Raw genomic sequence first — 26,014 nt, 5'->3', positions numbered from 1 at the left:
CGTCGTCTCGAGTCCGGCGCACGTCCGGACCTGAAACCCTCGTCAGCACAAGTCGCATCAGCCCCGCCACCATCGGCGCGACACGCGCGTCAATGCGTGCCGGATGCGTCCCCGCCCGCACCAATGGCCTGCTCCAGGAAGTCGAGCACCTGGGTCATCATCTCGATCTGGTTGCCGATATCACCAAACCCGTGCCCCTCTGTGGGTTTGCTGAAGTACGTCACTGTTTTGCCTTGGGCTTCAAGCGCCTTGCGCATTGCTTTGCTGTGCGCCTCCGGGGCACGCGTATCGGCGCCACCGGCAATCAGCATCACATCCGCCTTGATCTGGTCGGCGAGGTACACCGGCGACAGATCGCGAAGGCCCTCCTTGTTTGCTCCAAGACGATTCTTCAGGTAGTTGATCCCGAATTCGCTGTCGTCAATGTCGCCTTTCTCAAACATCATCGCCAGATCGTAAACACCAAACGAGCCAACGGCACAGCGATACAACTCGGGCTCGCGCGCGGCGCCCATCATGGCGGCGTAAGCACCATAGCTGCCGCCCATGATGCAGATCCGCTTTGGATCGGCATGACCCTGTTCAATCGCCCAACGCGTTGCATCCGTCAGGTCGTCCTGCATCGTGCCGCCCCATTGCTTGGAACCGGCCTCCAGAAACGCCCGACCAAAGCCGCCACTACCGCGAAAATTCACCTGCAGCACCGCAAAGCCGCGCGTGGCCAGCGCTTGCACTTCAGGGTCATAGTGGCGCTGATCGTAGATGTCATAAGGGCCGCCATGCACCAGCACGACCATCGGCGGCTTAGGGGCATCGGCTCCGCGCGGGGCGGCCGTGAGGTAGCCGCGCAGCGTTAGCCCATCCCGACTCTTCAGACTGATCGCTTGGCTCGCGACCAGCGTGTCCGGCTTGACCGACGCGCGCGCACTACCAACAAGCTGCGCCTTCTTTGTGGCGGTGTCGTACAGGAAGTAGTCGCCTTCCCGGCGCTCGCTGTAAACCTCGACCAAGTATCGCTTGCCCTCCCGATCCGCATCGATCAGCCGCGCGTGTTCGCCTTTGAATGCGCCGCCGAGTGCCGCCATAACCTGAATTTCAGGACCGTCGGTCAATGCCGCCAGCAGCGGCGTCGCCTCTTCGAAGCCAATCGCCACGGGCTCGCCTTTCGTCCGGCGGGTCGCGATCACGTAAGCTGGATCGGCGTAGTCGTGCCGCGCCAGGAGCTCATACTTGTCTGCACTCGGATCTACCAGCACAAATGCATCCGGGCCAGATTTCGTCGTCAGCGTCGCATAAAACCGCCGGTTGTCGGGTGCCATGGCAACGGGTTGGACGACGCTGCCCGCCAGCGCGCTCAGCTTGAGCGGCGACCAATCTGGCTGGTCGGCCGTGCGCGCATACACGTCGGTCGAAACGCCATCCGGGTTCGGCGCAAAACTGATGCGCGGTTCGCCGTTCGAATCAACCAATACCCGGGCACGGCGTGCCGGCATGCGGGCAATCTTCTTGCGCGCGCCCGAGCGCACGTCCACGCGGATGATCTCGCGTACCGCATCGCCAGACCCCCATGGGTAGACCTGCAACAGCACATAGCGGTCGTCCTGTTCCAAGGTGTCGACTATGTCGGCACCGGCCATGCTGGCAGTCCCTTTGTTGATATGCGTGCCGGCGCTATCCTCGCCGCGAAAACCGAACAAGTACTTCTGCTTGCTGCCATCGGCGTTGATGGCCAGCCATTCGCCAGTCGGGAAATAGCCACTCTCGCCACCGATTTGATCAGACAGCGTGAATATCAGACGCTGGTCACTGACCCATTCGAAATCGGCGATTTCGGCGTTATCCGGGCCGTTGACGAAAAACGGCGTTCGCGTCTCCAGATCGAGCATTTTCAGCGTCTGCCGCCCCTCAATGGTGGTCAGGGCAGCAAAATGCGAGCCGCTGGGCGACAACCGCGCCTTGGTCATCACCGATTTGGCAAACAAGGACTCCAGTTCGGGTGGCTGAGCCAGGACCGGCAAGCAGCACGACAGCGCGAGGGACGCCAACAATTCTTTCATTCCGAAGCTCCAACTCAAGACAGAGGCCCCATTTAGCAATTCTGAAGGCCCCGGGACGACACGTCAGACCCGAACAACATGGGTCCACCAGCCTTTCATGATACCAACCCACCCGGCCGCCGCCTCGCTCATTCAGCAAATCGCCCTCATCCGCGCAAATCCCTTCGCTAAACTCACGGGTATGTCTTTTTTGAATAAAACCCTTTGGACAGACAAGGTCCAGCCGGCGCTCGCAATCCTGTATCACTGGCTGCGTATTCCCGGCTGGCTGCTGCTGGGCATCGGTCTCGGCTTTGCGCTGCCGTACTTCTGGTACCTCGACCGCCTCGTCAAGGCCGGATTCGACAACCTGACGTACGAGCTGCCGAGTCGCGTCTTTGCACGCCCCCTTCGTCTCGAACGCGGCCAGCGCATGGACCTCGCCACGCTGAAACTGGAACTCGCCGCCGCGCGCTATGCCGAGGCCGATCCGGTTATCGAGCCCGGCACGTTCTCGTTACGGGACCAAACCTTCGAAATCCATACCCGCGAATTCATCGACGGCGATGGTCGGCATCGCGAATCGCGGTTGCTGGTTGGCATAAATCGTGGTCGCGTCAATGAGCTCCGCGAACTCGGCACTGACACCGATCTTGAGTCCGCGCTGATCGATCCCGCCCGCATCGCAACGCTATACGGAAAGTCGCGCCAGGAACGGCGCCTCGTCAAATTGAGCGAAGTGCCGCCGTTGTTCGTGCAGACGCTTTTGGCAGTCGAAGACAAGAACTTCTACGGCCATCATGGAGTGGACCCAAAAGGATTGATGCGCGCGCTGTGGGTCAATGCAAGCCAAGGCGAGCTGAGTCAAGGCGGCTCTACGCTGACACAACAGTTGGTGCGCAACTTGTTTCTCGATCGGCGCAAGAAGCTGGCCCGCAAACTCAATGAAATGGCGATTGCGCTCACCATCGAGCACCGCTACAGCAAGGACAAGATTCTCGAGGCCTACCTCAACGAGGTCTATCTGGGCCAACATGGCGCGCAGGCCGTGCACGGAATCGGCGCCGCCTCGGAGTTTTATTTCGGCCGTGATCTGAACACCCTGCGACCGCACGAGATCGCCCTGCTCGTCGGGATCATCAAAGGCCCGTCGGTCTACGACCCAAGGCGCGCGTCCCTCGCTGCGCTGAAGCGTCGCAATCTGGTGCTGCAAGAAATGGCTGAGGCCAAGCTCATCAGCCCGTTCGATGCCGAGACGATGCGCCGCCAGGGCCTCAGCGTGGTCGGAGGCGGTGCACTGCCACAGAATCGGTACCCGGCCTTCATGGCGCTCGTTCGGGCACAGCTGTCGAGCGATTTTGACAGCCAGGCGCTGGCCACGGAAGGCTTGAGCATCTTCACCTCGCTCGCCCCTTCCACGCAGCAATACGCCGAGAAGGCCGTCAGCGAAAAGATCAAGACGTTGGCGAAGGACACCTCCGGCTTAGAGGCGGCCATGGTCGTGACGCATGCGGCAACGGGCAGCATCGAGGCCATGGTCGGTGGTCGCAATCCGGATGAGCCCGGATTCAATCGGGCGATGGATGCGGCCCGGCCCATCGGTTCGTTGGTCAAGCCGTTCGTGTATCTCGTCGCGCTCGCCCAACCCGATCGCTATTCGCTGATCACCCCGCTCGACGACACCGAGTTCGTGCTTCGCCAACGCGGCGCACCCGATTGGCGACCGCGCAATTCCGACAATCAGGAACACGGCACCGTTCCCCTGATCGATGCGCTCGCCCGCTCGTACAACATCGCTACGGTCCGCCTGGGTGTGGGGCTCGATGTGAACAAGGTCCGGCGCGTGCTGGAAGCACTGATTCCCGGTGCCAAGGTGTCACCGCATCCGAGCTTGCTGCTGGGTGCGACCGAACTCTCACCATTGCAAGTCGCGCAGGCTTATCAGTACCTCGCCGCCGACGGCCACTTGGTGGCGCTGAACTCTGTTCGGGCGGTCATCGACGCCCATGGCCGACCTTTGAGCCGCTACGCCAGTCAGCAAAACGCGGGGGATCTGGTCCAGGCTTCGCGCTTGGTCACGTATGCGCTGCAGGAGGCCGCCCGCACCGGCACCGCCGCGAGCCTGACCCAGCTCGGCCTGGCGGACTTGGAAATTGCCGGCAAGACCGGTACCAGCGACGACAAGCGCGACTCCTGGTTTGCGGGCTATACGGGCTCGCACTTGGCCGTGGTCTGGCTTGGTCGGGACAACAACGACAAGGCCGGCTTTTATGGCGCCACGGGTGCGATGCGGCTCTGGGCGGGCTTGTTCGAGAAGCTGCCGACCGAGCCGCTTCGACTGGACCTCGGCCACGATCCGGCAGTCTACTGGGTGAACCCGAGTACCCAAATGCTGACCGAGCCCGATTGCGACGGGGCGCGTGCCATCCCGTTTATTCGTGATTACCAACCAGTTGAATTTTCCAACTGTGGCGGGTTTCAATTGGATGACTGGCTGCGCGAACGGTTCTCGCGTGACGATGAGGTGATAGACCGACATGGATAGTCCTGCAATGAATCCGCTCACCCTCTGGTGTCGACGGGGCTGGCATCGACCGGCGCTGCTGCTCGCACTGGTGTCGCTCAGCGCGTGCCAAACCGCGCCCGCACCGGTCGAACCGCCACCGCCACCCGAACCACCCCCACGTGATTGGGTGGGCGAGATCCGTGCCGAAGCCGCCAAGGTCGACCAAGGTGGCGGCGCCTATCCGCTCGCGGATGCCGACGTGCTGTGGTTTCGAAAGCGCGCGCTGACGCTTGTGGAACAGCGCAAGTTCGATGAGGCCGAGACGGTTCTTCGCGAAGCGCTCAGTCTCCGCCAGGACGACCCAGCGCTCTGGCAGCAGCGCGCCGAGATTGCGCTCGCGAAGCGGAACTTCACCGACGCCGAAGCGCACGCCAAGACGGCCGAAGGCTTGGGGATCGACTTCGGCGAGCTTTGTGTGCGAATCCGTCTGACCCAGGCTGCAGCCCGCGAAGAGTCGGCCGATCCTGCCGGTGCCAACAGTTTGCGAACCAAAGCCAAAGACTGCTTCCCACCAATCCAGCAGCGCTTCTGATGGAAGCCGAGGCCAGGACGCTCGCCGAAATCGCGCTCGATCAGGACGGTGCACTGGCCGCCAATATCGTCGGCTTTCGCGTTCGCGATGTGCAGATCCACATGGCCCGCGCGATCGAGCGGACGATTGAGCAGACGGGCGAATTGGTCGTCGAGGCCGGCACTGGCACTGGCAAGACATTCGCGTATCTGGTGCCGGCGCTGCAATCCGGTATCAAGGTCATTGTGTCAACCGGCACCAAGGCGCTTCAGGACCAGTTGTTTCATCGCGACTTGCCTCGCGTGCGGAAGGCGCTCGGGAGTCGGGCCAAAGTGGCCTTGCTGAAAGGCCGCGCGAATTACCTTTGCAAAGACCGTCTGGAGAAGACGCGACTCGAAGGTCAGTTGCAAAGCCGGATGCAAGTCGCCGAACTGATGCGGATCCAGGCTTGGTCGGGGCGTACCCTCAGTGGCGATATCGCCGAAATGGACACCGTGGCGGAAGACTCGCCGATCTGGCCGCGCGTGACATCAACAAGTGACAACTGCCTGGGCAGCGATTGCCCACATTTCAACGAATGCTTTGTGGTGCGCGCCCGGCGCGCCGCGCAGGAAGCCGACCTCGTCGTCGTCAACCATCATCTGCTGTTCGCCGATCTCGCCATCCGTCGCGAGGGCTTCGGTGAAATCCTGCCTGGCGCCAATGTGTTCATCATCGATGAGGCGCATCAGATTCCCGAACTAGCGGGACAATTCTTTGGCGAGAGTGTGTCGACCCGCCAAATTGCCGAACTGAAATCCGATGCGGAACGTGAGGCCGCCGCAGCCGCAGGTACCAAGGCGGCAATCAAGCTCGCAGGCGCCAATCTGGATCTTGCGATGCGCGACCTGCGTCTCGCACTGCATGGCCAAAACGCGCGCGCGGCTTGGGTCACCGTTGCGGGCCGACCGGACGTGCAGAAGGCCATGACCGAACTGCGCCAATACTTGCACGACCTGCATCTGCAATTGAGCGAAATCGCCGAAGCGAGTCCGGGTCTCGAAAGCTGCCGGGATCGCGCCGAGCTGCTGTTGCAGCGACTCGATGTGACTGAGGCGCTGGATGATCGCGATCGCATCGTTTGGTACGAAGTCGGTGAGCGGAGCGTCACGATTACCGCCACGCCGCTTGATGTCGCCAAACCATTGACCGAGTTCCGGCAACGACTGCGCGCCGCCTGGGTGTTCACGTCAGCGACATTGAGTGTCGGCAAGCGCTTCGAACACTTTACGCGTTCCATTGGCTTATGGGATCCAGAAACGCTGCTGCTGCCGAGCCCATTCGATTACCGCAACCAAGCCTTGATGTATCTGCCGCCAAGTCTGCCGGCGCCCAACTCATTCGAACACACGCAATCCCTGATCGATGCCGTGCGGCCGGTGCTGGCGGCATCAGGTGGGCGCGCGTTTCTGCTCTTTACGTCGCACCGCGCCTTGAAGCGGGCGGCCGAACTCCTGTCTGACCTGCCCTTCCCGCTGTTCGTGCAAGGCACCGCCACTCGAACCAGTCTGCTGGAGCAGTTCCGGGCATCCGGCAACGGCGTGTTGCTCGGGGCCGCGAGTTTCTGGGAGGGCGTCGATGTGCAAGGCGATGCGTTGTCGGTGGTCGTCATCGACAAACTGCCGTTTGCGCCGCCCGATGATCCCATCCTGGAAGCGCGAATGCAGCGCTGCAAGGATGAAGGCGGCAGCCCATTTGGTGAGATCCAGATTCCGAATGCTGCCATCGCCATGAAGCAAGGCGCCGGCCGATTGATCCGCGATTCCAGTGATCGCGGCGTGCTCGTGCTCGGTGATCCACGCTTGACGGCATCGAGTTATGGCCGGATATTTTTAAACTCTTTGCCGCCGATGCGGCCCACGCGGTCATTGGCTGATGTCCAAGCGTTCTTTGCCAATGCCACGGTGACCATGAACAATGGCGACGATGAACATTCTTGAGCATTGCCAAACTCTGCTCGGCGAACAAGGCTTTTGCTTTCTGCCTGCCGCCGATGCCATCGAAGCACTCGACCTGCAAACCGCCACGCTGCCAGTGCTGCGCGCGCAATGGCAGGACATGCCGCGCGACGAGTATATGGCCGATGCCGGGCGCTATCGGCGCCGACGCTATGCGGTAATGAACGCGCACGATCTCGATGATCTCGTCATTGAGCCCGAGCAACCGCACTATCAGAGTCTTCAATACAACCGGTTGAATGGCGGCATTGAGCGATGGTTTGCGCCGATCTCGTCCGAGGTGCTGGCGCATCCCGTTGTGCGTCGTGTACTCGGATTTGCACTCGACATGTTGAACCAGTCGCACGGACGCGCGCATTGGCATATCGAGGCGCATCAATTCCGGATCGAGGCGGGGCGCAATTCCCCCGGCAAGCCCACGCCCGAGGGCGTGCACCGGGATGGCGTTGATTACGTATTGGTCATGCTGATCGAACGCCAAAACATTCAACGCGGGACCACCACCATTCACGCACCCGACGGCCGTCTCCTTGACGCGTTCGTGTTGACCGACCCCTTCGATCTGGTGGTGCTGAATGACCACCGCTGCTTGCATGGCGTCACCCCGGTGTCGCCGCTGCTCATTGAAGAGCCGGCTTGGCGCGACGTTCTAGTGCTGACCTTTCGCGCGCTGTAGGCGTTCGAGTCGCAATCGGCGCCGGAATCGCAGCAAGCGCTCTCGGCAAGCCAGTCCGGCGACGGTCACTTGAGATTCGCCGAGGCCTGCCCCACCTGATCGAAGAGTTCGACGCGATTGCGCCCGCTGGCCTTGGCGCGGTACATCGCCCGGTCGGCTTTCGCCAACGCCCGATCGAGCGCGTCAGCATTCGATTCCATCAGGCTGACGCCGAAAGACGCCGTGATCGTCATGCGCTCTTGGCCCAATTGCATCGGCGATCGGGCGAGTTCGGCGCGAATGGCTTCGGCAAGTGCCATCGCGGTGTCAATCGATGTCACGGGCAACACACAGAGAAATTCCTCGCCGCCAAACCGTCCGGCCAGAGCGTCGTTGGGTGCCAGACGCTTCAAGATGCCGGCAACATGAATCAGCGCGCGGTCACCTGCTTCGTGCCCATAGGTGTCGTTGATCAGTTTGAAGCGATCCAGGTCGAACAATAGCAATGCCACACTGCGGCCAGCGCCGAGCTGACGCCTCTGGGTGGCAGCAAACTCGGCCAAGGCACGCCGATTGGGCAAGTCGGTGAGCTCGTCGGTAACCGAAGCCTTCAGTAACCGCAGCCTGGCGCGATCGGAGCACATCATCAGGAACGCGGTAGTGCCGACCACCGGGAATATCGCGCCAACCAAGCCTGCAAGAATATTCATCACATTCGGCACCAACACGTTGGGGCCATTCAGGAACGGCGCACTCAACATCCGTGCTGCCATTACCAGTGCCGAGAAAAACAAGATACCAGCCATGATCCGTGCCGACGTTTCGAGGTCGGAACGTCGGTTCTGATGAACCGTCAGCGCCGACACTAACAACAATCCGCCAATCAGGACCGACGACAAGCCCACCCGGACCGCGTACAGATCGACAACGAGCACGAACCAACCCAGCAGCGCGATCACGACTGCCGCGAGCAGGTAGGCCAAACGAGGACTGGGTAACGCAAAAAAGGAGCGTAAGGCGTGTAGATAAGTGGTTAGGCCGAACAGCAGCAGACCATTGGCCACAATGACACCGAGCCATCGCGGCAGCAGGTCCTGAAACGCGAACATCGCACCCGACATGGCCACCATCAACGTTCCCTGGCGCCACAGCACAGCCGCCCGCTGCACATCAGGCAGCAGGCTCCGATGCATCAGCCCCAAGACCCCGCCAGTGAGCAGGCTCAGCATCGCGAGGGTCAGAAAGATCGATCGCGGGTCCACGACCGCAGCGTTACCATGGCCTGTCGCGGCTCGCAAGTTGCTCGGTCGCCAGTTCACAATCCTCATCAGGTCCGCGCCCGCGAATGTGCCCGTTCGCCTGCGGCCCTGCGCCAACGCTGTGCAACAGAATTCCGGAAGACGGGAGGCTTGGCAATGGCCACGGCTTGTCAGTCAGTGTGCCCCGCACACGCTCCGGGCTCGCCGTAATGTGAACCTGGCAGGCCCCCGTGGTCCATCAGATCGCCACAAAAAGTGGCACCGAGTGCCAAACAACCGTTTGTTTGTTGGACTGAGCCGGCGACTGCCGCAATAATCCAAATCTGACTGACTAGGACTCGCTCATGTCGATTCTTGATTTTCTGGCTCATGGCCTCACCGGCTCACCCACTTGGCTGGTCATTGCCTATTTCTTCGCGGTCACGCAGCTCACCATCTTCGGCACCACGCTGTTTCTGCATCGTTCGGCAGCGCATCGCTCGGTCGAGTTCCATCCGTTGATCGCGCACGTGTTTCGCTTCTGGACCTGGCTCACAACGGCCATGGTCACCCGCGACTGGGTTGCCATTCACCGCAAGCACCACGCCCGCGTTGAGACTGAGGAAGATCCGCATAGCCCGGTTGCGCACGGTATCTGGAAAGTGGTGTTTCACGGCGTGACGCTTTATCAGGAAGCGAAGAAGGACCGCGAGATGATCATGCAGTTCTCGCAAGGCCTGGAAGACGATTTCATCGAGCGCAAGCTCTACGCCGCGCACCCCAACTGGGGCCCGTCCTTGATGTTCTTCATCAACCTCGCATTGTTCGGCTTTATCGGGGTCGCAATCTGGGCGTTCCAGATGCTCTGGATTCCAGTCATGGCCGCAGGTGTTGTCAATGGCCTGGGCCACTGGTGGGGCTATCGCAATTTCGAGACGGACGATCGCTCGACCAATCTGACACCTTGGGCGTTTTTCATTGGTGGCGAAGAATTGCACAACAACCACCATGCCTATCCGAGCTCGGCCAAGTTTCAGCTGCGCCGGTATGAGTGGGATATCGGCTGGTCGGTGATCTCGTTGCTGCGCCGGCTTGGCTTGGCCAAGGTGCTGCGTATTGCGCCGACACTGCACGTTCGCCCGAATATTCAGCTGCCCGATGCGGAGACCCTGAAGGCGGCGATGACGGTGCGCTTCGAGTTGTCCAAACGCTACTTCCGCGAAGTGATCCGACCTACCCTGCACGACGAACTGGCAGCGGCCAAACGCGCCGGGATCCGGCTCTCTGGCCGTTTGCGCCGCGGTATTGCGAGCGATGGCCGTTGGCTCAGCAACGAGCAGCGCGAAGCCATGGAAACCTGGCTGGCAACGCGCCCGTCGCTCGCAACGTTGGTGGAGCACCGCCGTCGCTTGAACGAGATTCTCGCCCGAACCAGCAAGAACGCTGAGGAACGGCTGGAAGCCCTGCGGGCTTGGTGCAGTGAGGCCGAAGCCTCGGGCTCGCGAGCGCTGGCGCAGTTTGCGGCGGATCTTCGCGGCTGGTCCTTGGCGCCGCAGGCAGTCTAACGGTGAGCACGTCGATCCGCCCCTACAAGGGCCAGCTGCCTCGCCTCGCTGCCGGTGTCTATGTCGATCCGGCAGCGGTGGTGATTGGCGATGTCGAGGTGGGTGAGGACGCGTCAATTTGGCCGATGTGCGTGGTGCGTGGCGATGTGCATTACATCCGCATCGGCGCCCGCACCAATATCCAGGACGGCGCCATTCTGCACGTGACGCACGATGGCCCGGTCACCGCTGGCGGCTTTCCGCTGCTGATCGGCGCCGATGTGACTGTCGGTCATGGCGCCATTCTGCATGCATGCACGATCGAAGATGCCTGCCTCATTGGCATGGGCGCGACGGTACTGGACGGCGCCCGCGTCATGACGCACGGCTTTGTTGGCGCCGGTTGTTTGGTGCCGCCCGGAAAAGTCGTCCAAAGTGGCGAGATGTGGCTTGGGAACCCAGGCAAATGTGTGCGCCGTTTGGGCGACAAAGAAATCGAGATGCTCTACTACTCCGCCAAGCACTACGTGCGTCTGAAAAACGAGTACCTGCAAGGCTGACAAGCCCGGGTTGATCTGCATGCAGGGTCCAGCGTCACAGGGTCCAGCGTCACTAGGCTGCGGCAACACCTGCAGCCCGTGACCCTCTGGGCGCGGAAACGCCCTGTGTTGATGCCGGACTTGCGCTCCTGATTGCCGTGGCCGTGCCCCCAAAACGTGCGTTCTGTGCGGCTTAACCAGAACTTTTCACGCCTTTCCGGCACAATAGGGGGATGAAACTACGCACCTTGATCAGCGTGATCCACCCACGCATTGCAGTGGTCGCCCATGACCTGACCATGGTCTGGCTGGCTTGGTTCGGCGCCAACTGGGTGCGCTACAACGTCCAAACGGCGCCGCCCGAGATTCCGCTCTGGAGCCAGGAATACTGGGTCGTCCTCGGGGTGCAGGGGCTCGTCCTGATCTGGACTGGCCTGTACAAGGGCCTCTGGCGGTTTGCCAGCATGCCCGATCTCGTCAATATCGCCCGCGGCTCGGTGCTCGGCGTCATCGGCATCGCCATTGGCCTGTTCGTCTACGACCGCCTCGCGGGCACGCCGCGTTCGGTACTCGTCATCTATCCGCTGGCGCTGATGTTGTTCTTGTCCGCACCACGCATGCTGTATCGGTTCTGGAAGGACAGCCGCACCGACATGGTGGGCAACAAACCAACGCTGCGGGTGCTGATTCTGGGCGCTGGGCGTGCCGGCGAAAATCTGGTCCGCGAGATCCGGCGCGAGAACCTGTATCGGCCCGTCGGTTTCGTTGACGACAACGTGGGCCTGCGCGGCACCAAGATTCATGGCGTGCCGGTGATCGGCCCGATCGAGGAGCTGCCGCAGCTCGCCAAGGAAGTAGCTGCCGACATGCTCGTCATTGCGGTGCCGTCGGCGAACAACCAGCAGATGCAGCGGATCGTGACGCTGTGCGAGGCCTCGCAACTGCCATTCCGGACCATCCCGCGGCTGCAGGATGTGGTCGAGGGCCGCTCCAACTTCAACGAGCTGAAGGAAGTGGCAATCGAAGATTTGCTAGGTCGTGACCCAGTGTCGCTTGACTGGACGGCGATCCGCACGGGCCTCGCGGGCAAGCGCGTGCTCGTGACGGGCGGCGGCGGCTCGATCGGTGCAGAACTGTGCCGCCAGGTCGCCCGGCTCGGTTGCGATTCCCTGACCGTCCTGGAGCTCAGCGAGTACAACCTGTATCGGATCGAACAGGAACTCCGCGGCGAATTCCCGGAGCTCGTGATGAACCCGGTACTTGGCGACTGCGGTGACAGCGCCACATGCGAGCGCGTTTTCAGCCATTACCGGCCGCATGCGGTGTTTCATGCCGCCGCGTTCAAACACGTACCGCTGCTGCAGGGCCAAGCACGCGAGGCCCTGCGCAACAATCTTTGCGGCACGCAAACGCTGGCGCTGACGTGTGACCGCCACAACGTCGAGAACTTTGTGTTGATCTCGACCGACAAAGCGGTCAACCCGTCCAGCGTGATGGGCGCCACCAAGCGCGCCGCTGAGATCTTCTGCCAGGCTTTGTCACTCCGATCCCGGACGCACTTCATCACCGTTCGGTTCGGCAATGTGCTCGATTCCGCCGGCAGTGTGGTCCCGTTGTTCCGCGAGCAGATTCGTCGGAGCGGCCCGGTCACGGTGACGCACCCAGAAATCACGCGCTACTTCATGACTATTCCGGAAGCGTGTCAGCTGATCCTGCAGGCGGCGGTACTTGGCCGTGGCGGCGAAATCTTCGCACTCGATATGGGCGAGCCGGTCAAGATCTCTTATCTTGCCGAACAGATGATTCTGCTTGCCGGCAAAGTGCCGGGCAAAGAGATCGAGATCGTTTACACAGGCCTTCGCCCAGGCGAGAAATTGTTCGAAGAACTCTTCCACGAGCAAGAGAACTACGAAAGCACGGGCCACCGGAAGATCTTCCTCGCACAGTCGCGCGAAGTGCCCTGGACCGAGCTCATGCAGTGGCTCAATCGAATTGATGCCGCCGTGCGGCGCTTTGACGAGGATGAGTGCCTGCGCTGTCTGCGCGCGCTCGTGCCCGAGTTCGAAAGCGACCGGAACGAATCGGCCGACGTGGTTTCCATTCATAAGTTGACGCATGCGAATCCGTAAAGTGGTATTCCCGGTTGCGGGTTTGGGCACCCGCTTTCTGCCGGCGAGCAAGGTCGTGCCCAAGGAAATGCTGCCACTGATCGACAAACCGTTGATTCAGTATGCGGTCGAGGAAGCCGTGGACGCAGGCTGCGACACGCTGATCTTTGTCACCAACCGCTACAAGCATTCGATCGCGGATTTTTACGACAAGTCATACGAACTCGAAGCGAAGCTCGAAGCAGCCGGCAAGCACGAACTACTAGATACCGTCCGCAACCTGTTGCCGAAGGGTGTCCGCGCCGTATTCGTGACCCAGCCTGAAGCCCTGGGCCTTGGTCATGCGGTGTTGTGCGCAAAGCCTGTGGTCGGTAACGAAGCGTTTGCCGTGATGCTCCCAGACGACATGATTTGGAATCGTGGCCACGGTGCACTTCGGCAAATGGTTGAGATCGCGGAGGATCGCCGCGCCAGTGTCATTGCCGTCGAAGATGTGCCGAAGGAACACACGAACCGCTACGGCATCGTGTCCGCCGAGCCGGTCACCGATGCGTTGGCAAAAATGCGTGGCGTGGTCGAAAAACCGAAGCCGGAAGCGGCACCGTCGACACTGGCCATTGTGGGTCGCTACGTCCTCGATGCCCGCATTTTTGATCTGCTTGAGACTACCGGTGCCGGTAGCGGCGGCGAGATTCAATTGACCGATGCGATCCAGACGCTGCTCCGTGAGCGCGACGTCTTCGCGTACCGGTTCACCGGACGTCGGTTTGACTGCGGCAATCGCCTCGGCATGGTGCAGGCCACGGTGCATCTGGCGCTCGAAGATCCCGAATTGCACGCGCCCGTCGTCGAACTCATGCGCGAACGATTGGCCCGCGAGTGACACCGACTATTCAGTGAGGCACTCAGGATGAGCGAACCTAAGGATCTGTCGTACATCCTGACCCATCTGGGCGAGGATCGGGCGCAGTACTTCGACGCGGTGATTCCACCCATCGTGCAAAGCGCGATGTTCGCGCATCCGAATGTAGCCACGATGCGCACCCGCGTCGCCGATGAGTTTTCGAGCCACGTCTATACCCGTGGGCAGAACCCGACAGTCGAGATCGTCGCGAAGAAGATCGCCGCTCTGGAAGGCGCCGAAGCCGCGCTGATGTTCGGTTCGGGCGCAGCGGCCATGGCCGCTGCGGCACTGTCGGTGCTCCGCGCTGGCGACGAGGTGCTGTGCGTCGACAAGCCGTATGCGTGGACACGTACGCTAGTGAAGTCCCATCTACAGCGTTTCGGTGTCAACGGTCGCTTACTCGATGCGCGCGATCCGGCCGAAGTCGAGGCTGCGATCACCGACCAGACCCGGTTGATCATCCTCGAAAGTCCGAATTCGTTGACGTTCGAGCAACAGGATTTGGTCGCGATCGCACGCATCGCACGAGCGCGTGGCATCTTTACCCTGCTCGACAACAGCTTTGCGACGCCGCTTGGCCAGTCCGCAATCGAACTCGGCATTGATCTGGTGGCGCATTCGGCGACGAAGTACTTGAACGGCCACAGCGACGTTTTGGCTGGTGTGGTTGCGGGATCCGAAAAACTCATTCGTGACCTGTTTCATGGGCCGTACATGACGCTCGGCGCGATTCTGTCGCCGCACGATGCGTGGCTGCTGTTGCGTGGTCTCAGAACCCTACCCGTTCGCTTGAAGCAGATTGCCGAAACCACCGATACAGTGCTTCGCTATTTGGAGCGACATCCCAAAGTCGCCCGCGTGCATTCGCCATGGGCGCAGAGCTACAGCCAATTCGGTTTGACGCAACAGCAGCTACGCCATGGCAGCGGCCTGCTGTCGATCGAGTTGAAAGCCGATCGCGTCGAGCAAGTCGATCAATTTGTCGACCGCCTCGACCGCTTCCTGATTGCCGCGAGCTGGGGTGGTTACGAGTCCCTAGTCTTTCCGGTTGCGGGCGTCCGCAATTGGCCATCGTTGGACTTCCCTGCATCAGTCCCCGTTGGGCTGATCCGATTCTCGATTGGCCTTGAATCATCGGACGTCTTGATTGCCGATTTGGAACAGGCATTCCAAGCAATCTAAGCGGCATCTTCGCGTTGAGCATTTCCGTAGGGGAAGACCCCTGTGTCTGCCCTGGCTCAGCCGAAGCGCGGAACTACAACGCTCTAGACGCTGTGTCTGCCCAGGCTACGTTCGCGCACGAAATGACCCACCTGCCTCTCCAACGCATCACCGCCGCGATCGACGCCCATCGCGAGCACCATGGCTCACTGTCTCAATATCAATGATGCGTGCCTCCACATGCGCGCCGTGCACCTCTAAATCGGCAAGCGCTATCGGCAACGAGAACCGTCTCGGCCCGGCACTGCCCGGATTGACATACAACACACCGTTGCGCGACGCCACCAACGGCTTGTGCGAGTGCCCGGAAATCACCACGTGCACACCAGCCGCCACGGGGTCGATATCGAGCTCGCTCAGATCGTGAATCACATAGATCCATTGCCCATGAAACGGGAACAGGGCACTCGCGCCCAGGGCCTCGGCCCAGTCGCCGTAATCATTGTTGCCCCGAACCGCGGTAACCGGAGCGATGGCTGAGAGCTGATCCAAGATCCCCGCATTGCCAATATCGCCGGCGTGCACGATGTGCTCGCACCCTGCAAGTAAGGCCAGCGCTTCGGGGCGCATCAGACCATGCGTATCAGAGATGATGCCTAGGCGGGTGGTTGAGGTCATGGCAGGCGTAGTGTCTAAGCGGACAATTGAGCACGGTTGATTCGCAAGTAATACTGGCTTAGTCCCCACACCAATAGCGAGGCTTCTGCAGTCCAGCGATCAGTCATCCGAAATGAGGTTCAAGACGGACCTTACCCGAAGTCGGCGTCGTCGCGCTGCGATGCCTGGCAATGGAACGCATACGAAGCACCGTACGTGCCGCGAAAGTACGGGCCCCGTTGATGGCAGCAGACACACCGACTGAAGGGTCTTACGCTGCCTCAACGCCGTGGTCTTCAGCTTGTTGTGCTATCCATTTCCTGCACAGGGACATAGACTCCGCCTTCAACCGTACTCGTGGGGAATGACATGACCAGAGAAGCTGCTCGCTCGCAACCATCTGCCTCGCCGATTAGTGGCGCTAGTACGTCGATCACAGCATTTCTTGGGCGCACGCCAACAGGCCCCACCGATACGCTGCAAGCCGTCGCCAGCTTTGCCGAATTCTCGTCAACCTTTGGTCCGATCACCACTGGCTACCCGTTAACTGACTCAGTCTACGACTTCTTCAACAACGGTGGCACGCAAGCATTGATTGTGCGAGTTGGCGCGGGAACTACGAGCCTTTCAGACGCCGACTTGTTGGGTGTATCGAGCCCCAACACTGGCTTGGCGCTACTCGCCAACCAGGGCGGATTCAACTTACTCTGCATTCCCCCAGACCAGGCAGATGGCGCCCTGTCCGAATCAGTCATTGCAGCGGCGGCGCAATGCTGTCTTGATCAAGATGCCATGTTGATTCTCGATCCGCCACCATCCTGGCTTGCCGCTGCGAAGGCCGGTCAATGGGATCAGCTCGACCCGTCGACACTTGTCAGCGGTGAACCAGCGCGCGCAACAGCCGTCTACTTCCCTCGTATCATGCGCGCCGATCTACTGTATCCAGAAACGACAAAAGCGTATCCGCCGAGTGGCGCGATCGCCGGTATCTTCTCCCGGTTTGATCGAGATTCCGGCGTTTGGATCGCGCCGGCAGGAACGTTGGCGAGCTTGCAGGGGATCGCAGGGTTCGAAATTCAACTGACCGATCAGAATCAGGAGCAGTTCACCGGACTTGGTACGAACGCGCTCCGAAGTTTTTCAAATTTCGGGCCAGTGATTTGGGGCGCACGTACGGCAAGGGGTGCCGATGTGCTCGCCGACGATTTCAAGTATGTCCCGCAATACCGGCTGTATCACTGGATTCGGCGCTCGATCCTGGACAACACGCGCTGGGCCGTTTTCGAGCCAAGCACGCCGGTTGTCTGGGCCTCATTGCAGGCAAGCATCAGCGTGTTCATGAACACCTTGATGCAGCAAGGCGCATTCAATCAGTTCGCGGTTCAATGTGATGCAACGACCAATTCATCTGCCGACATTGAGCGGGGCTTGATCAACTTGAACGTACTCTATGACGCGTTTCGCCCCGCCGAGTTCACGGTGATGCCATTGCAGATTGCTGCACAGGCGGCGTCTTGATTGTCCAAGCGTTCTGCGCACGCGCTCACCTACCGCTATGGCTGCGTCTGAAGATTGGCGACAGATTGCAGAGCGTCTGAACCAGTTCAGAGACGAGGCGGGCCGTGTTTGCCCTGTCCGGAACCAAACTGGCGATGCCTGATTGCGGTAAGCACGCTCCGAACCCCAGATTTCGGTCGGATGTACCCAATGTCGGCCCCAACGCTGCCTTCATGCTTAAAAGCTGAGGACAAACCTATTGGGCCAACGCGCTAATGCGAAGCCAGCTGTGATTCAGCCAGAAACGCGTGCCGTAACCCAGCGCCTAAGACGAAATACGCTAAACCGTTGATATTATTAGCTCTTGATATCTTGCGTTCTCAGTGTCTCATGAGTCATCCGCGCACTATTGAAATTGCACACACTGGGACACCCTTGTAACCTTCTGAGTCATAGGGGAATGGCGCAAGACTTCGGCAACACGGGTTCCAGCTCAGATGTTCGAGCTTGGCAACACCAAGTAGGCACGAACCATGCGATGTGCCAAACGCCGGGATGGGCGCGATAGATGACGATCCACGTGTCATCACGGACCTGACCCGACCAGCCAGCTTGATGCCGACGCACGGATTGCGCGGCCCAGGCCAGGGCGCGGCGGCATCGACTTGCGCGCAATTCTTTGACTACCGCCTCCTGCCCAGCGCCTGCTTGGCAGATGGCTGTCTGCGAACTTTGTTTTGGGAAGGAATGTGCATGTCGGGTGCCGTCTCTACCATCGCTGCTGTGTTGGAACATGGGCTTGGGCCCTGCCCTGCCTCGGTGGTCGCGCGTCTGTGCAGGTCGCACGCCCGTGTCCAGACAGAAGGACGGCGCTATGTCGTCTGATCATTTCAGCAAAGTCCGCGAACTGTTTGCACTGGCGCTGGAGCAGCCGGCTGCGTCGCGTGAGGCATTTGTCCGCGAGCACGCTTCCGACCCGGCGATCGCCACCGAAGTCCTCCGCCTGATGGGCTTGGACGAACAGCCGCAGATTCACACCCTACAGGGCGTGCAGGCGATGGCGGATGCCGAAGCCGCGCCCTTGGCGCAGGGCCGTCGCGTCGGCAAGTTTGAACTGTTCGAGGTGCTCGGCGAAGGCGGCATGGGTCAGGTCTACCGCGCCCGTCGTGTCGATGGCCCGGAGCACTGGGTCGCCGTCAAACTCATGCGACGTGGCTTGTTCAATGCCGCGTCCGAGACCCGCTTCCTGGCCGAGCAGCAGTTCCTCGCTCGGCTCAATCATCCAAACATCGCCCACTACATCGACTCCGGTTCGGATGCGGATGGGCATGTTTATGTCGCGATGGAATTGGTCCAAGGCCAGCGCTTGCTGGACTTCGCCAAAGCCAAAGAGCTGAACGCGAAACAACGCGTAACGCTGTTCCGGCAATTACTCGCAGCCGTCTCCTACGCCCATCGCCAGCTGATCATTCATCGCGACCTAAAGCAGGCCAACGTGTTGGTCACCGCCGATGGCGTCGTCAAACTGCTCGACTTCGGCATTGCCAAGCTCCTGCAAGACCAGTCGCAGATGACCGGTACGATCGAGCGTTTGTACACGCCGACCTGCGCCGCGCCCGAACAAATCCGCGGCGAGCCTTGCGATGTCACGACCGACGTTTACGCGCTCGGCGTGTTGCTCTACGAACTAATCGCCGGCAAGTCGATCTTCGACACCGAAGGCAAGACCCCCGGCGAGTTCGAAAACCTAGTGCTGAATGTCCCACCACCGGACATGAAGAGCCGCGTTCACGCGGACCTCGGCTGCGCCGACATCCCGACCGACCTCGAACGCATCGTCGCCAAAGCCATCCGCAAAGAGCCGAACCGCCGCTACAACAGCGTTGAACAGTTCGATGCCGATCTGGAACGCCTGCTCAACAACGAGCCAGTCTCCGTCTCCGGCAACGGCTTCTTGTATCGAACCCAAAAGTTCCTGTCCCGCAACAAACTGGCCAGCGGCCTAACCACCCTGATCGCGATCGCTGTGCTGACCGGATTGGGTATCACGCTCCAACAGAACCGCGAAATTCGCGCCGAACGCGACCGCGCCAATTTGGCGCTCGATGCGATGAAGCAGGCGTTCCTGGGGGCGGATCCTGGGGGTGAGGCCGGCGGTGAGGTCAAAGCCAAAGACATTCTCAATAAATCGAGCGAGAATCTCCTGCCATTGATTCGCCGCGGCGACACCCAGTTTATTGAACTAGCAGCCACGCTCCTAGAGGTTGAGCTGTCAATGGGAATGGTCAACGATGCCGCCAAGACTTTCTCCGAAATTCCCGAAGACACTATCAGGTCTCATCCGACGCTGTGCTTGCTGCAAGCGCGCTTGTATGCAGATCGAGGCCTACCCGACCAGGCCAAGGCTCAAATCAGCTCCTGCACATCGGGCCCCAACGAATCGAGGCTCCGCAGCATTACACAAGCAAGAATTGCTGAAGCAAACAAAGAATTCCTAAAGGCAGCCGAGCTCTATAGGGAATTTCGAAAAGGACTTGATACGTCAGATCACGCTTGGATTTACGCATTGGAAAGAGAGAGTTTTTCTCTTTCGCGAGCTGGAAGGCCCGAACAGTCTATCCAACTCATCGACAAAGCCACCGAGATGTCAACCAAGGCGTTTTCACCAGATCATGCCCGATTCGCAAGACTGGATCTCGCTCGTATCAAGGTGCTTCAGGCGGGTACTGGCCATGAGGAATTCCTGCAACTCGCGCCAAAGATTCTGGAAAGAATCGAACAGCAGCATGGCGCACGATCAACTTTTACCGCTGAGGCAAACTCTTGGCTGGCTTTTGGCTACTCTAGTGTGGCGGACTACGCCAGCGCACTGCCTCACTACGAGATTGCAAGCAACATATATGCTGACGTATACGGTAGTGGCCATCGCGAGACAATAAGAGCTAAGTTCAATGTTGCTATGGCGATGTCCAAGCTTAAACGGCCACCCACCAAGCTCGTACCTATGTTTGAAAGTCTGATCATAGAATCAGACTTTAGCGGGAATTACGATCTGCAAACATTCATCCAGATCTCTTACATTCAGTACTTGACAAACATCGACATGGACGAGTTGGCGCTTCGTGTCGCGATCAAGACAGCTGAGAGCCCCGAGAACCTCTTCCGGGTCGATTCAGTTGAGTACGAACGCTTTCAGAGGTCTGCTAATCGAGCCTTTTGGAAGTCCAGATGCACGAGCGAATCAAGTGTCGAGGAATCGAGGGCACGTATTTGCCGATCTCTCATCCTTGAGAATCAGGTCTGCCATGCAGCGAAGCGAGCGATCTGCGGTACGCGAGACCTTTTTCGCTAAGCAAACTTAACTAGACGATCACTACCCACAACCGGAGTATCACAAGTCATGAAGCATTCATCCATTCTTCCGTTCTTCTTGCTGGTCAGCGCCAGCATCGCGATCGTCCCTGATGCACGTGCTGACGCGTCAGCGGGCGATGACCCACCAGATAACAGCTGCACGTCACCCAGCAATCCGACAGTTTTTGGAGACGTCAGCTATACCTACAGAAGCCGAGCGAACCCGGTCACGATGGCACCATGCCCCAGCGGAACTTATCCTCCATCGTCAGTGATTATCGAAGATGGATTTTACGTGTGGACGCTCAAAGTCGAGTATGATCGACCGGTTCGAGCAGTGTTGTCTTGCGCGGACGAAGCCGACGGCACAGTGACTTGCAACGGCAGCCCTTTTGAGTCCGACGTTCGGCTCTATTCGGAATGGAAAGTCCAAGGTCCCATTCAACTTCAGTTCGAGAAGGGCGACACATTTGGAAGGAACGTAAGCATTTCGTGTACTGAGGAAAGCGGCGTGGGCATGATTCTGTTCTCAGTTTGGACTGATACTGCCACGCATGCCAATGCGGTGGCACGCGAGATCACTTGCACAAGCGGTAGTGTGTCCGAGATCAGCCTTCTCGACCCTAAGCTTGACTGAACCTGCCAATAGGGTCTTAAACCTGAATCCAATGACGCCTTGCTCTGCTTTAACAAGTAGGGCCTGGCTGTCTAGTGCTGATCTCGATGACTGACCGACATCCGTCGCAGCGCAGCATCGTTGGTTCGCACACGTGCGATATTCAACGCCGAAAATCAATGGTTAACTCGTAGATCGAAACCAACCAAATCAGCTGACCACGGACGCTACGAACCCTCTGGTACTGACGGGCCACCCTTCTTCAGGTGGCCCGTCAAAGCGTTACTGACCTGCCCGACGTGTGCAATCTGGCTTCAATTCCCTTTGCGCGATCGCAAAACGTTCTGCAGGGTTCGGATCACACGGGCATACCAAGACGCATAGTGTTCATGTTGAGCAAAGCGCTGCCGGCGCCACAGTCACTTGGCCCGAGCCCCAATCCAAAACGGGCATTAGCATCTGCAGACAGCGCTGCATGGCACTGACGGACGCCACTGGTTAGCGAAATACCGGACAACCAACAGTTTGTTGGGGCTGACTCCGTTGACGAAATTGCTCAGCAAGCGCTTACCTGAGCAGATCATCGATTATGGTGAGCCGCGTCCCTGCGACAAAAGCGCCCATCGGTGCCGCTTCGTCTCAATGTCTCATGAGTCATCCGCGCACTATTGAAATTGCACACACTGGGACACCCTTGTAACCTTTTGAGTCATAGAGGAATGGCGCAAAGTTTGAGCCATCAGGGTTCCCGGTCGGATATTCCAGCTAGGCGACCCCGAGTCAGCTTGAAACATGCGATGAGCCAGAGGCGGTTTGGGCGCGGTAAGAGACGATTCATTCGTCCTGTCTGCCGCCCAGTCCGACCAGCCAGCTTGAAGCCGACGCACGGATTGCGCGGCCCAGGCCAGGGCGCGGCGACATCGACTTGCGCGCAATTCTTTGAATGCTGCTCTCTGGCAGGCACGCGCCCGGCAGGCGGCTGTCGGCAAACTGTGTTTTGGGAAGGAATGGGCATGTCGGGTGCCGTCTTTACCATCGCTGCTGTGTTGGACTATGGGCCAGGGCCCTGCCCTGTCGCTGTTGTCGCTCACTGGCTCAGCGCAAATCCCTGCTTCCTGACGCTAGGACGGCGCCATGTCTGATCGTTTCAGTCAGGTCCGCGAACTGTTTGCATTGGCGCTGGAGCAACCAGCTTCGGAGCGTGAAGCATTTGTCCGCATGCACGCTTCTGATCCGGCGATCGCCACCGAGGTCCTCCGCCTGATGGGCTTGGACGAGCAGCCGCAGATTCACACCTTACAAGGTGTACAGGCGATGGCCGATGCCGAAGCTGCACCGCTGGCTCAGGGTCGCCGCGTTGGCAAGTTCGAACTGTTCGAAGTGCTCGGCGAAGGCGGGATGGGTCAGGTCTATCGCGCCCGTCGTGTCGATGGCCCGGAACATTGGGTCGCGCTCAAGCTGATGCGCCGCGGTTTGTTCAATGCTGCATCTGAGTCACGATTCCTGGCAGAACAGCAGTTCCTTGCCCGCCTGAACCACCCGAACATCGCCCACTACATTGACTCCGGTTCGGATACTTACGGGCATGTTTATGTTGCGATGGAGCTGGTCCAGGGCCAGCGTCTGCTGGACTACGCCAAAGCCCAGCAATTGAATGCCAAGCAGCGCGTCGCACTGTTCCGCCAATTGCTCTCAGCCGTCTCGTATGCCCATCGCCAACTGATCATCCATCGTGACCTGAAGCAGGCCAACGTACTGGTCACGGCCGATGGCGTCGTCAAACTGCTCGACTTCGGCATTGCCAAGCTCTTGCAAGACCAGTCACAGATGACCGGCACGATCGAGCGTTTGTACACGCCGACCTGTGCCGCGCCCGAACAAATCCGCGGCGAACCCTGCGATGTCACGACCGACGTCTACGCGCTCGGCGTGTTGCTGTATGAGTTGATCGCCGGCAAGTCGATTTTCGATACCGAAGGCAAGACCCCCGGCGAGTTCGAGAACCTAGTGCTGAATGTCCCACCGCCGGACATGAAGAGCCGCGTTCACCCAGACCTCGGCTGCACCGACATCCCGACCGACCTCGAACGCATCGTTGCCAAGGCGATCCGCAAGGAGCCGAATCGCCGCTACGGCAGCGTCGAACAACTTGATGCCGATCTCGAACGCCTGCTCAACAACGAGCCCGTGTCCGTCTCCGGAAACGGCTTCTTGTATCGCACCCAGAAGTTCTTGTCCCGGAACAAGCTGGCGAGCGGCCTGACCGCCCTGATCGCGATCGCCGTCCTGAGCGGCCTGGTCATCACCCTCCAACAGAACCGCGAGATCCGCGCTGAGCGCGACCGCGCGAATCTGGCGCTCGATGCGATGAAGCAGGCGTTCTTGGGGGCGGATCCTGGCGGTGAGGCGGGCGGGGAAGTGACTGCCAGACAGATTCTGCAGAAATCAGCGGAGAATCTCGACGCGCTGATAGCCTCAAACGACCAATCATTTCTTGACCTCGCAACGGTGCTCTTTGAGGTACAGATTTCGATGGGGCTGTTTGATGACGCCCAGCGCACTTACCAAAGACTTGGCGAAGATTCTTATCGATACCATTCAAGGATTTGCTTGCTGAGCGCGCGATTGTTAGTTGAGCAGGATCGCTCCTCGGAAGCGGCTGAACGGCTCTCGCATTGCACGCCAGCTACCCCAGACGAAGCCAACATTGAATTGATCGCAAGCGCGCGAATTGCTCGCTATCAGGACAGAATCGCGGAGGCCTTCAAGCTGTTTCAAGAAGCGCAGCAGACATTGCCGGCTTCACATCCGGACTGGCTCCTGTCCGTGACCAACCAGAAAGTGATGCTTCTCAACCAGCGCAGAGTCGCGGAAGCGCTCAATTTACTTGGCGCGGCAATTGAGAAGGCTAAGCAAGAGCTGGGACCCAATCATGTGACCATCGCTAGACTTGAATTGCTCGAGTTTCATGCTTTAGCCCGTTCAGGCAGGCGTGCTGATTTTGAAGCACGGATTCCTGAGGTCCTGCAAACAATGCGAACTCGCTTCGGCGAGATTTCTGCGCCCGTTGCGACCGCAGAGAACACGGTAGGAAGTTACTTCGGAACGCTTGAAGAGCACTCCGCTGCTGTACCCCATTTTGAGCGCGCGCACGAAATTTATAACGCCATGTTTGGCCCGGATCATCTCAGAACATTGAAGATTAGGGCCAATTTGGTAGTTTGGAGAGCGTTCGCTGGTGCTCCTACCCAGACAGTTCGCACAGATTTCGAGGATCTCATTGCCCGCACTGATCAGCCAGGACTCGAGGCAATGCCAGGATTCGTCAGAACAGAGTATGTCCGTTGGTTAACGAACCAGGGCGAGTCCGAGCAGGCGCTGCGCGTCGCACTATCCATACCTCCTTCGATACTTGCCCAAACAAGCAGCGACAGCAAGGGTCGTCGGATTGAGTTTCTCATCCAGAACTACTGGGCAGCATCCTGCTCAAAGGACGATTCGGGCTTTTTTGGTCGCAGCGAGGTGTGCAAGAGCTTCCCGAGACTTGACAGCCTTTGCCACAACGCCCGCAAAGTGATTTGTGCATATCCAAGCGACCCATTTCGTCGCTTGCTGTCCGAGGGATTACATCCCGATCTTTCCACTCCTAGGAGAAGTCTGTGAATGTTCATGTGCAGTCCAAAGTCGCTCTTCTATTCCTCGCACTTATCGCATCGCTGTTCCAGAGATCATAGGCGCGCACGGTGCAACTGGCATCGCTGATTTCACCACCACGAGCGTAAGCTGCGATGAGCCGCGATAATTTGTTTGGAAGGGTCTGAATATGCTCATTCTGGTTTTTCAGACCCACACCGAGTCCGGCGCATGTCCGGATTCCGTGCTCCAGAATCAAGCACCAGCGTGCTTGATTCTGGGCAAGCCATCCATAGCCGGCATCGCCCCTGAACTTGTTCAGCGGCTCACAAGGCGTCGCCAGCTTCTTCGGGCCGCGCTTCGTGCCTGCTGCTAGACCTCGCTAGAAATCATTCCAGGGAACTGAATCATCGTGCGACTTCCGGCCAAGCGCTCGGTGCGAGGATCAATGGGTAGCACAGGCTTTCGACAGACTCACGCATCAACCGGTGCCGCCAGATCGTGGCCAGTTATCCGTCGACGCGAGGCCACTATTGGAACGCATTCCGCACCAGCTAGAACCCGGCCACGTGTAGGTCGCCCATGATCACTCCCAATCCCGTTCGCAAGTCCGCTATGCGACGAACACGCAGCGGTTTGTTGTTTCCGGGATCTGGGTACTCCAGCACATAAAGCACATCGCGTCGTTCGGTCAGACCAACCGGAAAGTAGGCATCGGTCAACGGACTGATGGCGCCAACTCGGCCATTGCGGTCCATTCGAATCACCTGCCGCGTACCGGCATCGGCAACCAACACCTCGTCGTTCGTTCGTATCCATCCGCCAAAGAACCGATTCATGAACTCGGGGACGGGGATGATGTTGTCGCGGAAGGGGATCTGGCTGCGCCGGAGAATGGTTCGATGGTTCAATGTTAGCGCCAGTTGGAAAATGACCCACCTGCCGGTTGAAAACTGACTCATCTGTGTATACGGCAGGTGCTTCCTAGGAAACGGAAG

Annotated in this window: 17 protein-coding genes; 13 read left to right on the top strand and 4 right to left on the bottom strand. The window is 59.4% G+C overall.

Annotated features, from left to right (window positions below; translation table 11 throughout):
• Positions 1-89 precede the first annotated feature (89 nt).
• Positions 90-2,057 (bottom strand): alpha/beta hydrolase family protein, encoded by a 1,968-nt coding sequence (locus tag C7S18_RS04965; RefSeq protein WP_106890519.1) that lies wholly within the window; start codon positions 2,055-2,057, stop codon positions 90-92.
• 190 nt (positions 2,058-2,247) lie between these two features.
• Between C7S18_RS04965 and mrcB the strand changes: the two genes are divergently transcribed.
• The 4 genes from mrcB to C7S18_RS04945 are packed head-to-tail and all read left to right on the top strand — an operon-like array spanning position 2,248 to position 7,786.
• Positions 2,248-4,581, top strand: coding sequence for a penicillin-binding protein 1B (gene mrcB, locus C7S18_RS04960; protein ID WP_170113118.1), 2,334 nt, complete (start codon positions 2,248-2,250; stop codon positions 4,579-4,581).
• 7 nt (positions 4,582-4,588) lie between these two features.
• Positions 4,589-5,134 carry a tetratricopeptide repeat protein gene (locus tag C7S18_RS04955; RefSeq protein WP_170113117.1) on the top strand — a complete coding sequence of 182 codons (546 nt, stop codon included), beginning with the start codon at positions 4,589-4,591 and terminating at the stop codon, positions 5,132-5,134.
• Positions 5,134-7,092 carry a DNA repair helicase YoaA gene (yoaA, locus tag C7S18_RS04950; protein ID WP_106890516.1) on the top strand — a complete coding sequence of 653 codons (1,959 nt, stop codon included), beginning with the start codon at positions 5,134-5,136 and terminating at the stop codon, positions 7,090-7,092. Before C7S18_RS04955 ends, yoaA begins: the two co-directional genes overlap by 1 nt.
• The gene (locus C7S18_RS04945; RefSeq protein WP_106893919.1) at positions 7,079-7,786 is read left to right on the top strand and encodes a 2OG-Fe dioxygenase family protein; all 708 of its coding nucleotides are present in this window, start codon (positions 7,079-7,081) and stop codon (positions 7,784-7,786) included. Before yoaA ends, C7S18_RS04945 begins: the two co-directional genes overlap by 14 nt.
• Positions 7,787-7,851: 65 nt before the next feature.
• Here C7S18_RS04945 and C7S18_RS04940 read toward each other — a convergent pair whose 3' ends face one another.
• Entirely contained in the window at positions 7,852-9,093 is a 1,242-nt protein-coding gene (locus C7S18_RS04940) for a GGDEF domain-containing protein (protein ID WP_106890515.1), read from the bottom strand.
• Positions 9,094-9,368: 275 nt separating this feature from the next.
• Here C7S18_RS04940 and C7S18_RS04935 point away from each other — a divergent pair, with 275 nt between their 5' ends.
• The 5 genes from C7S18_RS04935 (at position 9,369) to C7S18_RS04915 (ending at position 15,280) form a co-directional block, all read left to right on the top strand.
• On the top strand, positions 9,369-10,568 hold the full coding sequence (locus C7S18_RS04935) for a DesA family fatty acid desaturase (RefSeq protein ID WP_106890514.1): 1,200 nt from the start codon (positions 9,369-9,371) through the stop codon (positions 10,566-10,568).
• A 2-nt stretch (positions 10,569-10,570) separates the two neighbouring features.
• A complete protein-coding gene (locus tag C7S18_RS04930; protein ID WP_106890513.1) occupies positions 10,571-11,107 on the top strand; it encodes a gamma carbonic anhydrase family protein in 537 nt (178 codons plus the stop codon).
• Positions 11,108-11,319: 212 nt separating this feature from the next.
• A complete protein-coding gene (locus C7S18_RS04925) occupies positions 11,320-13,215 on the top strand; it encodes a polysaccharide biosynthesis protein (protein WP_106890512.1) in 1,896 nt (631 codons plus the stop codon).
• Entirely contained in the window at positions 13,202-14,077 is an 876-nt protein-coding gene (gene galU / locus C7S18_RS04920; RefSeq protein WP_106890511.1) for a UTP--glucose-1-phosphate uridylyltransferase GalU, read from the top strand. The genes C7S18_RS04925 and galU overlap by 14 nt, the downstream gene beginning before the upstream one ends.
• A gap of 27 nt (positions 14,078-14,104) precedes the next feature.
• Positions 14,105-15,280, top strand: a complete 1,176-nt coding sequence (locus C7S18_RS04915) for a trans-sulfuration enzyme family protein (RefSeq protein ID WP_106890510.1) — start codon at positions 14,105-14,107, stop codon at positions 15,278-15,280.
• 147 nt (positions 15,281-15,427) lie between these two features.
• Here the strand turns inward: C7S18_RS04915 and C7S18_RS04910 are convergent, their stop codons facing one another.
• Complete coding sequence (locus tag C7S18_RS04910; protein WP_106890509.1) at positions 15,428-15,937, bottom strand: metallophosphoesterase family protein; 510 nt, start codon at positions 15,935-15,937, stop codon at positions 15,428-15,430.
• Positions 15,938-16,285: 348 nt separating this feature from the next.
• On the opposite strand from C7S18_RS04910, the gene C7S18_RS04905 reads away from it, so the two are divergent.
• From C7S18_RS04905 to C7S18_RS04890, 4 genes are all read left to right on the top strand, one after another.
• On the top strand, positions 16,286-17,434 hold the full coding sequence (locus C7S18_RS04905) for a phage tail sheath family protein (protein WP_106890508.1): 1,149 nt from the start codon (positions 16,286-16,288) through the stop codon (positions 17,432-17,434).
• A 694-nt stretch (positions 17,435-18,128) separates the two neighbouring features.
• Positions 18,129-20,765 (top strand): serine/threonine-protein kinase, encoded by a 2,637-nt coding sequence (locus C7S18_RS04900; protein ID WP_106890507.1) that lies wholly within the window; start codon positions 18,129-18,131, stop codon positions 20,763-20,765.
• 48 nt (positions 20,766-20,813) lie between these two features.
• Positions 20,814-21,404 (top strand): hypothetical protein, encoded by a 591-nt coding sequence (locus tag C7S18_RS04895; RefSeq protein WP_106890506.1) that lies wholly within the window; start codon positions 20,814-20,816, stop codon positions 21,402-21,404.
• Positions 21,405-22,556: 1,152 nt separating this feature from the next.
• Complete coding sequence (locus tag C7S18_RS04890; protein ID WP_170113115.1) at positions 22,557-25,046, top strand: serine/threonine-protein kinase; 2,490 nt, start codon at positions 22,557-22,559, stop codon at positions 25,044-25,046.
• A gap of 524 nt (positions 25,047-25,570) precedes the next feature.
• Here C7S18_RS04890 and C7S18_RS04885 read toward each other — a convergent pair.
• Positions 25,571-25,927 carry a hypothetical protein gene (locus C7S18_RS04885; protein ID WP_146151770.1) on the bottom strand — a complete coding sequence of 119 codons (357 nt, stop codon included), beginning with the start codon at positions 25,925-25,927 and terminating at the stop codon, positions 25,571-25,573.
• Between the last annotated feature and the right edge of the window lie 87 nt (positions 25,928-26,014).

The sequence above is a fragment of the Ahniella affigens genome (assembly GCF_003015185.1).
Lineage (GTDB): Bacteria > Pseudomonadota > Gammaproteobacteria > Xanthomonadales > Ahniellaceae > Ahniella > Ahniella affigens.
The sequence above is the reverse complement of the archived record's forward strand: the minus strand, read 5'-3'. Positions and strand labels throughout refer to the sequence as shown.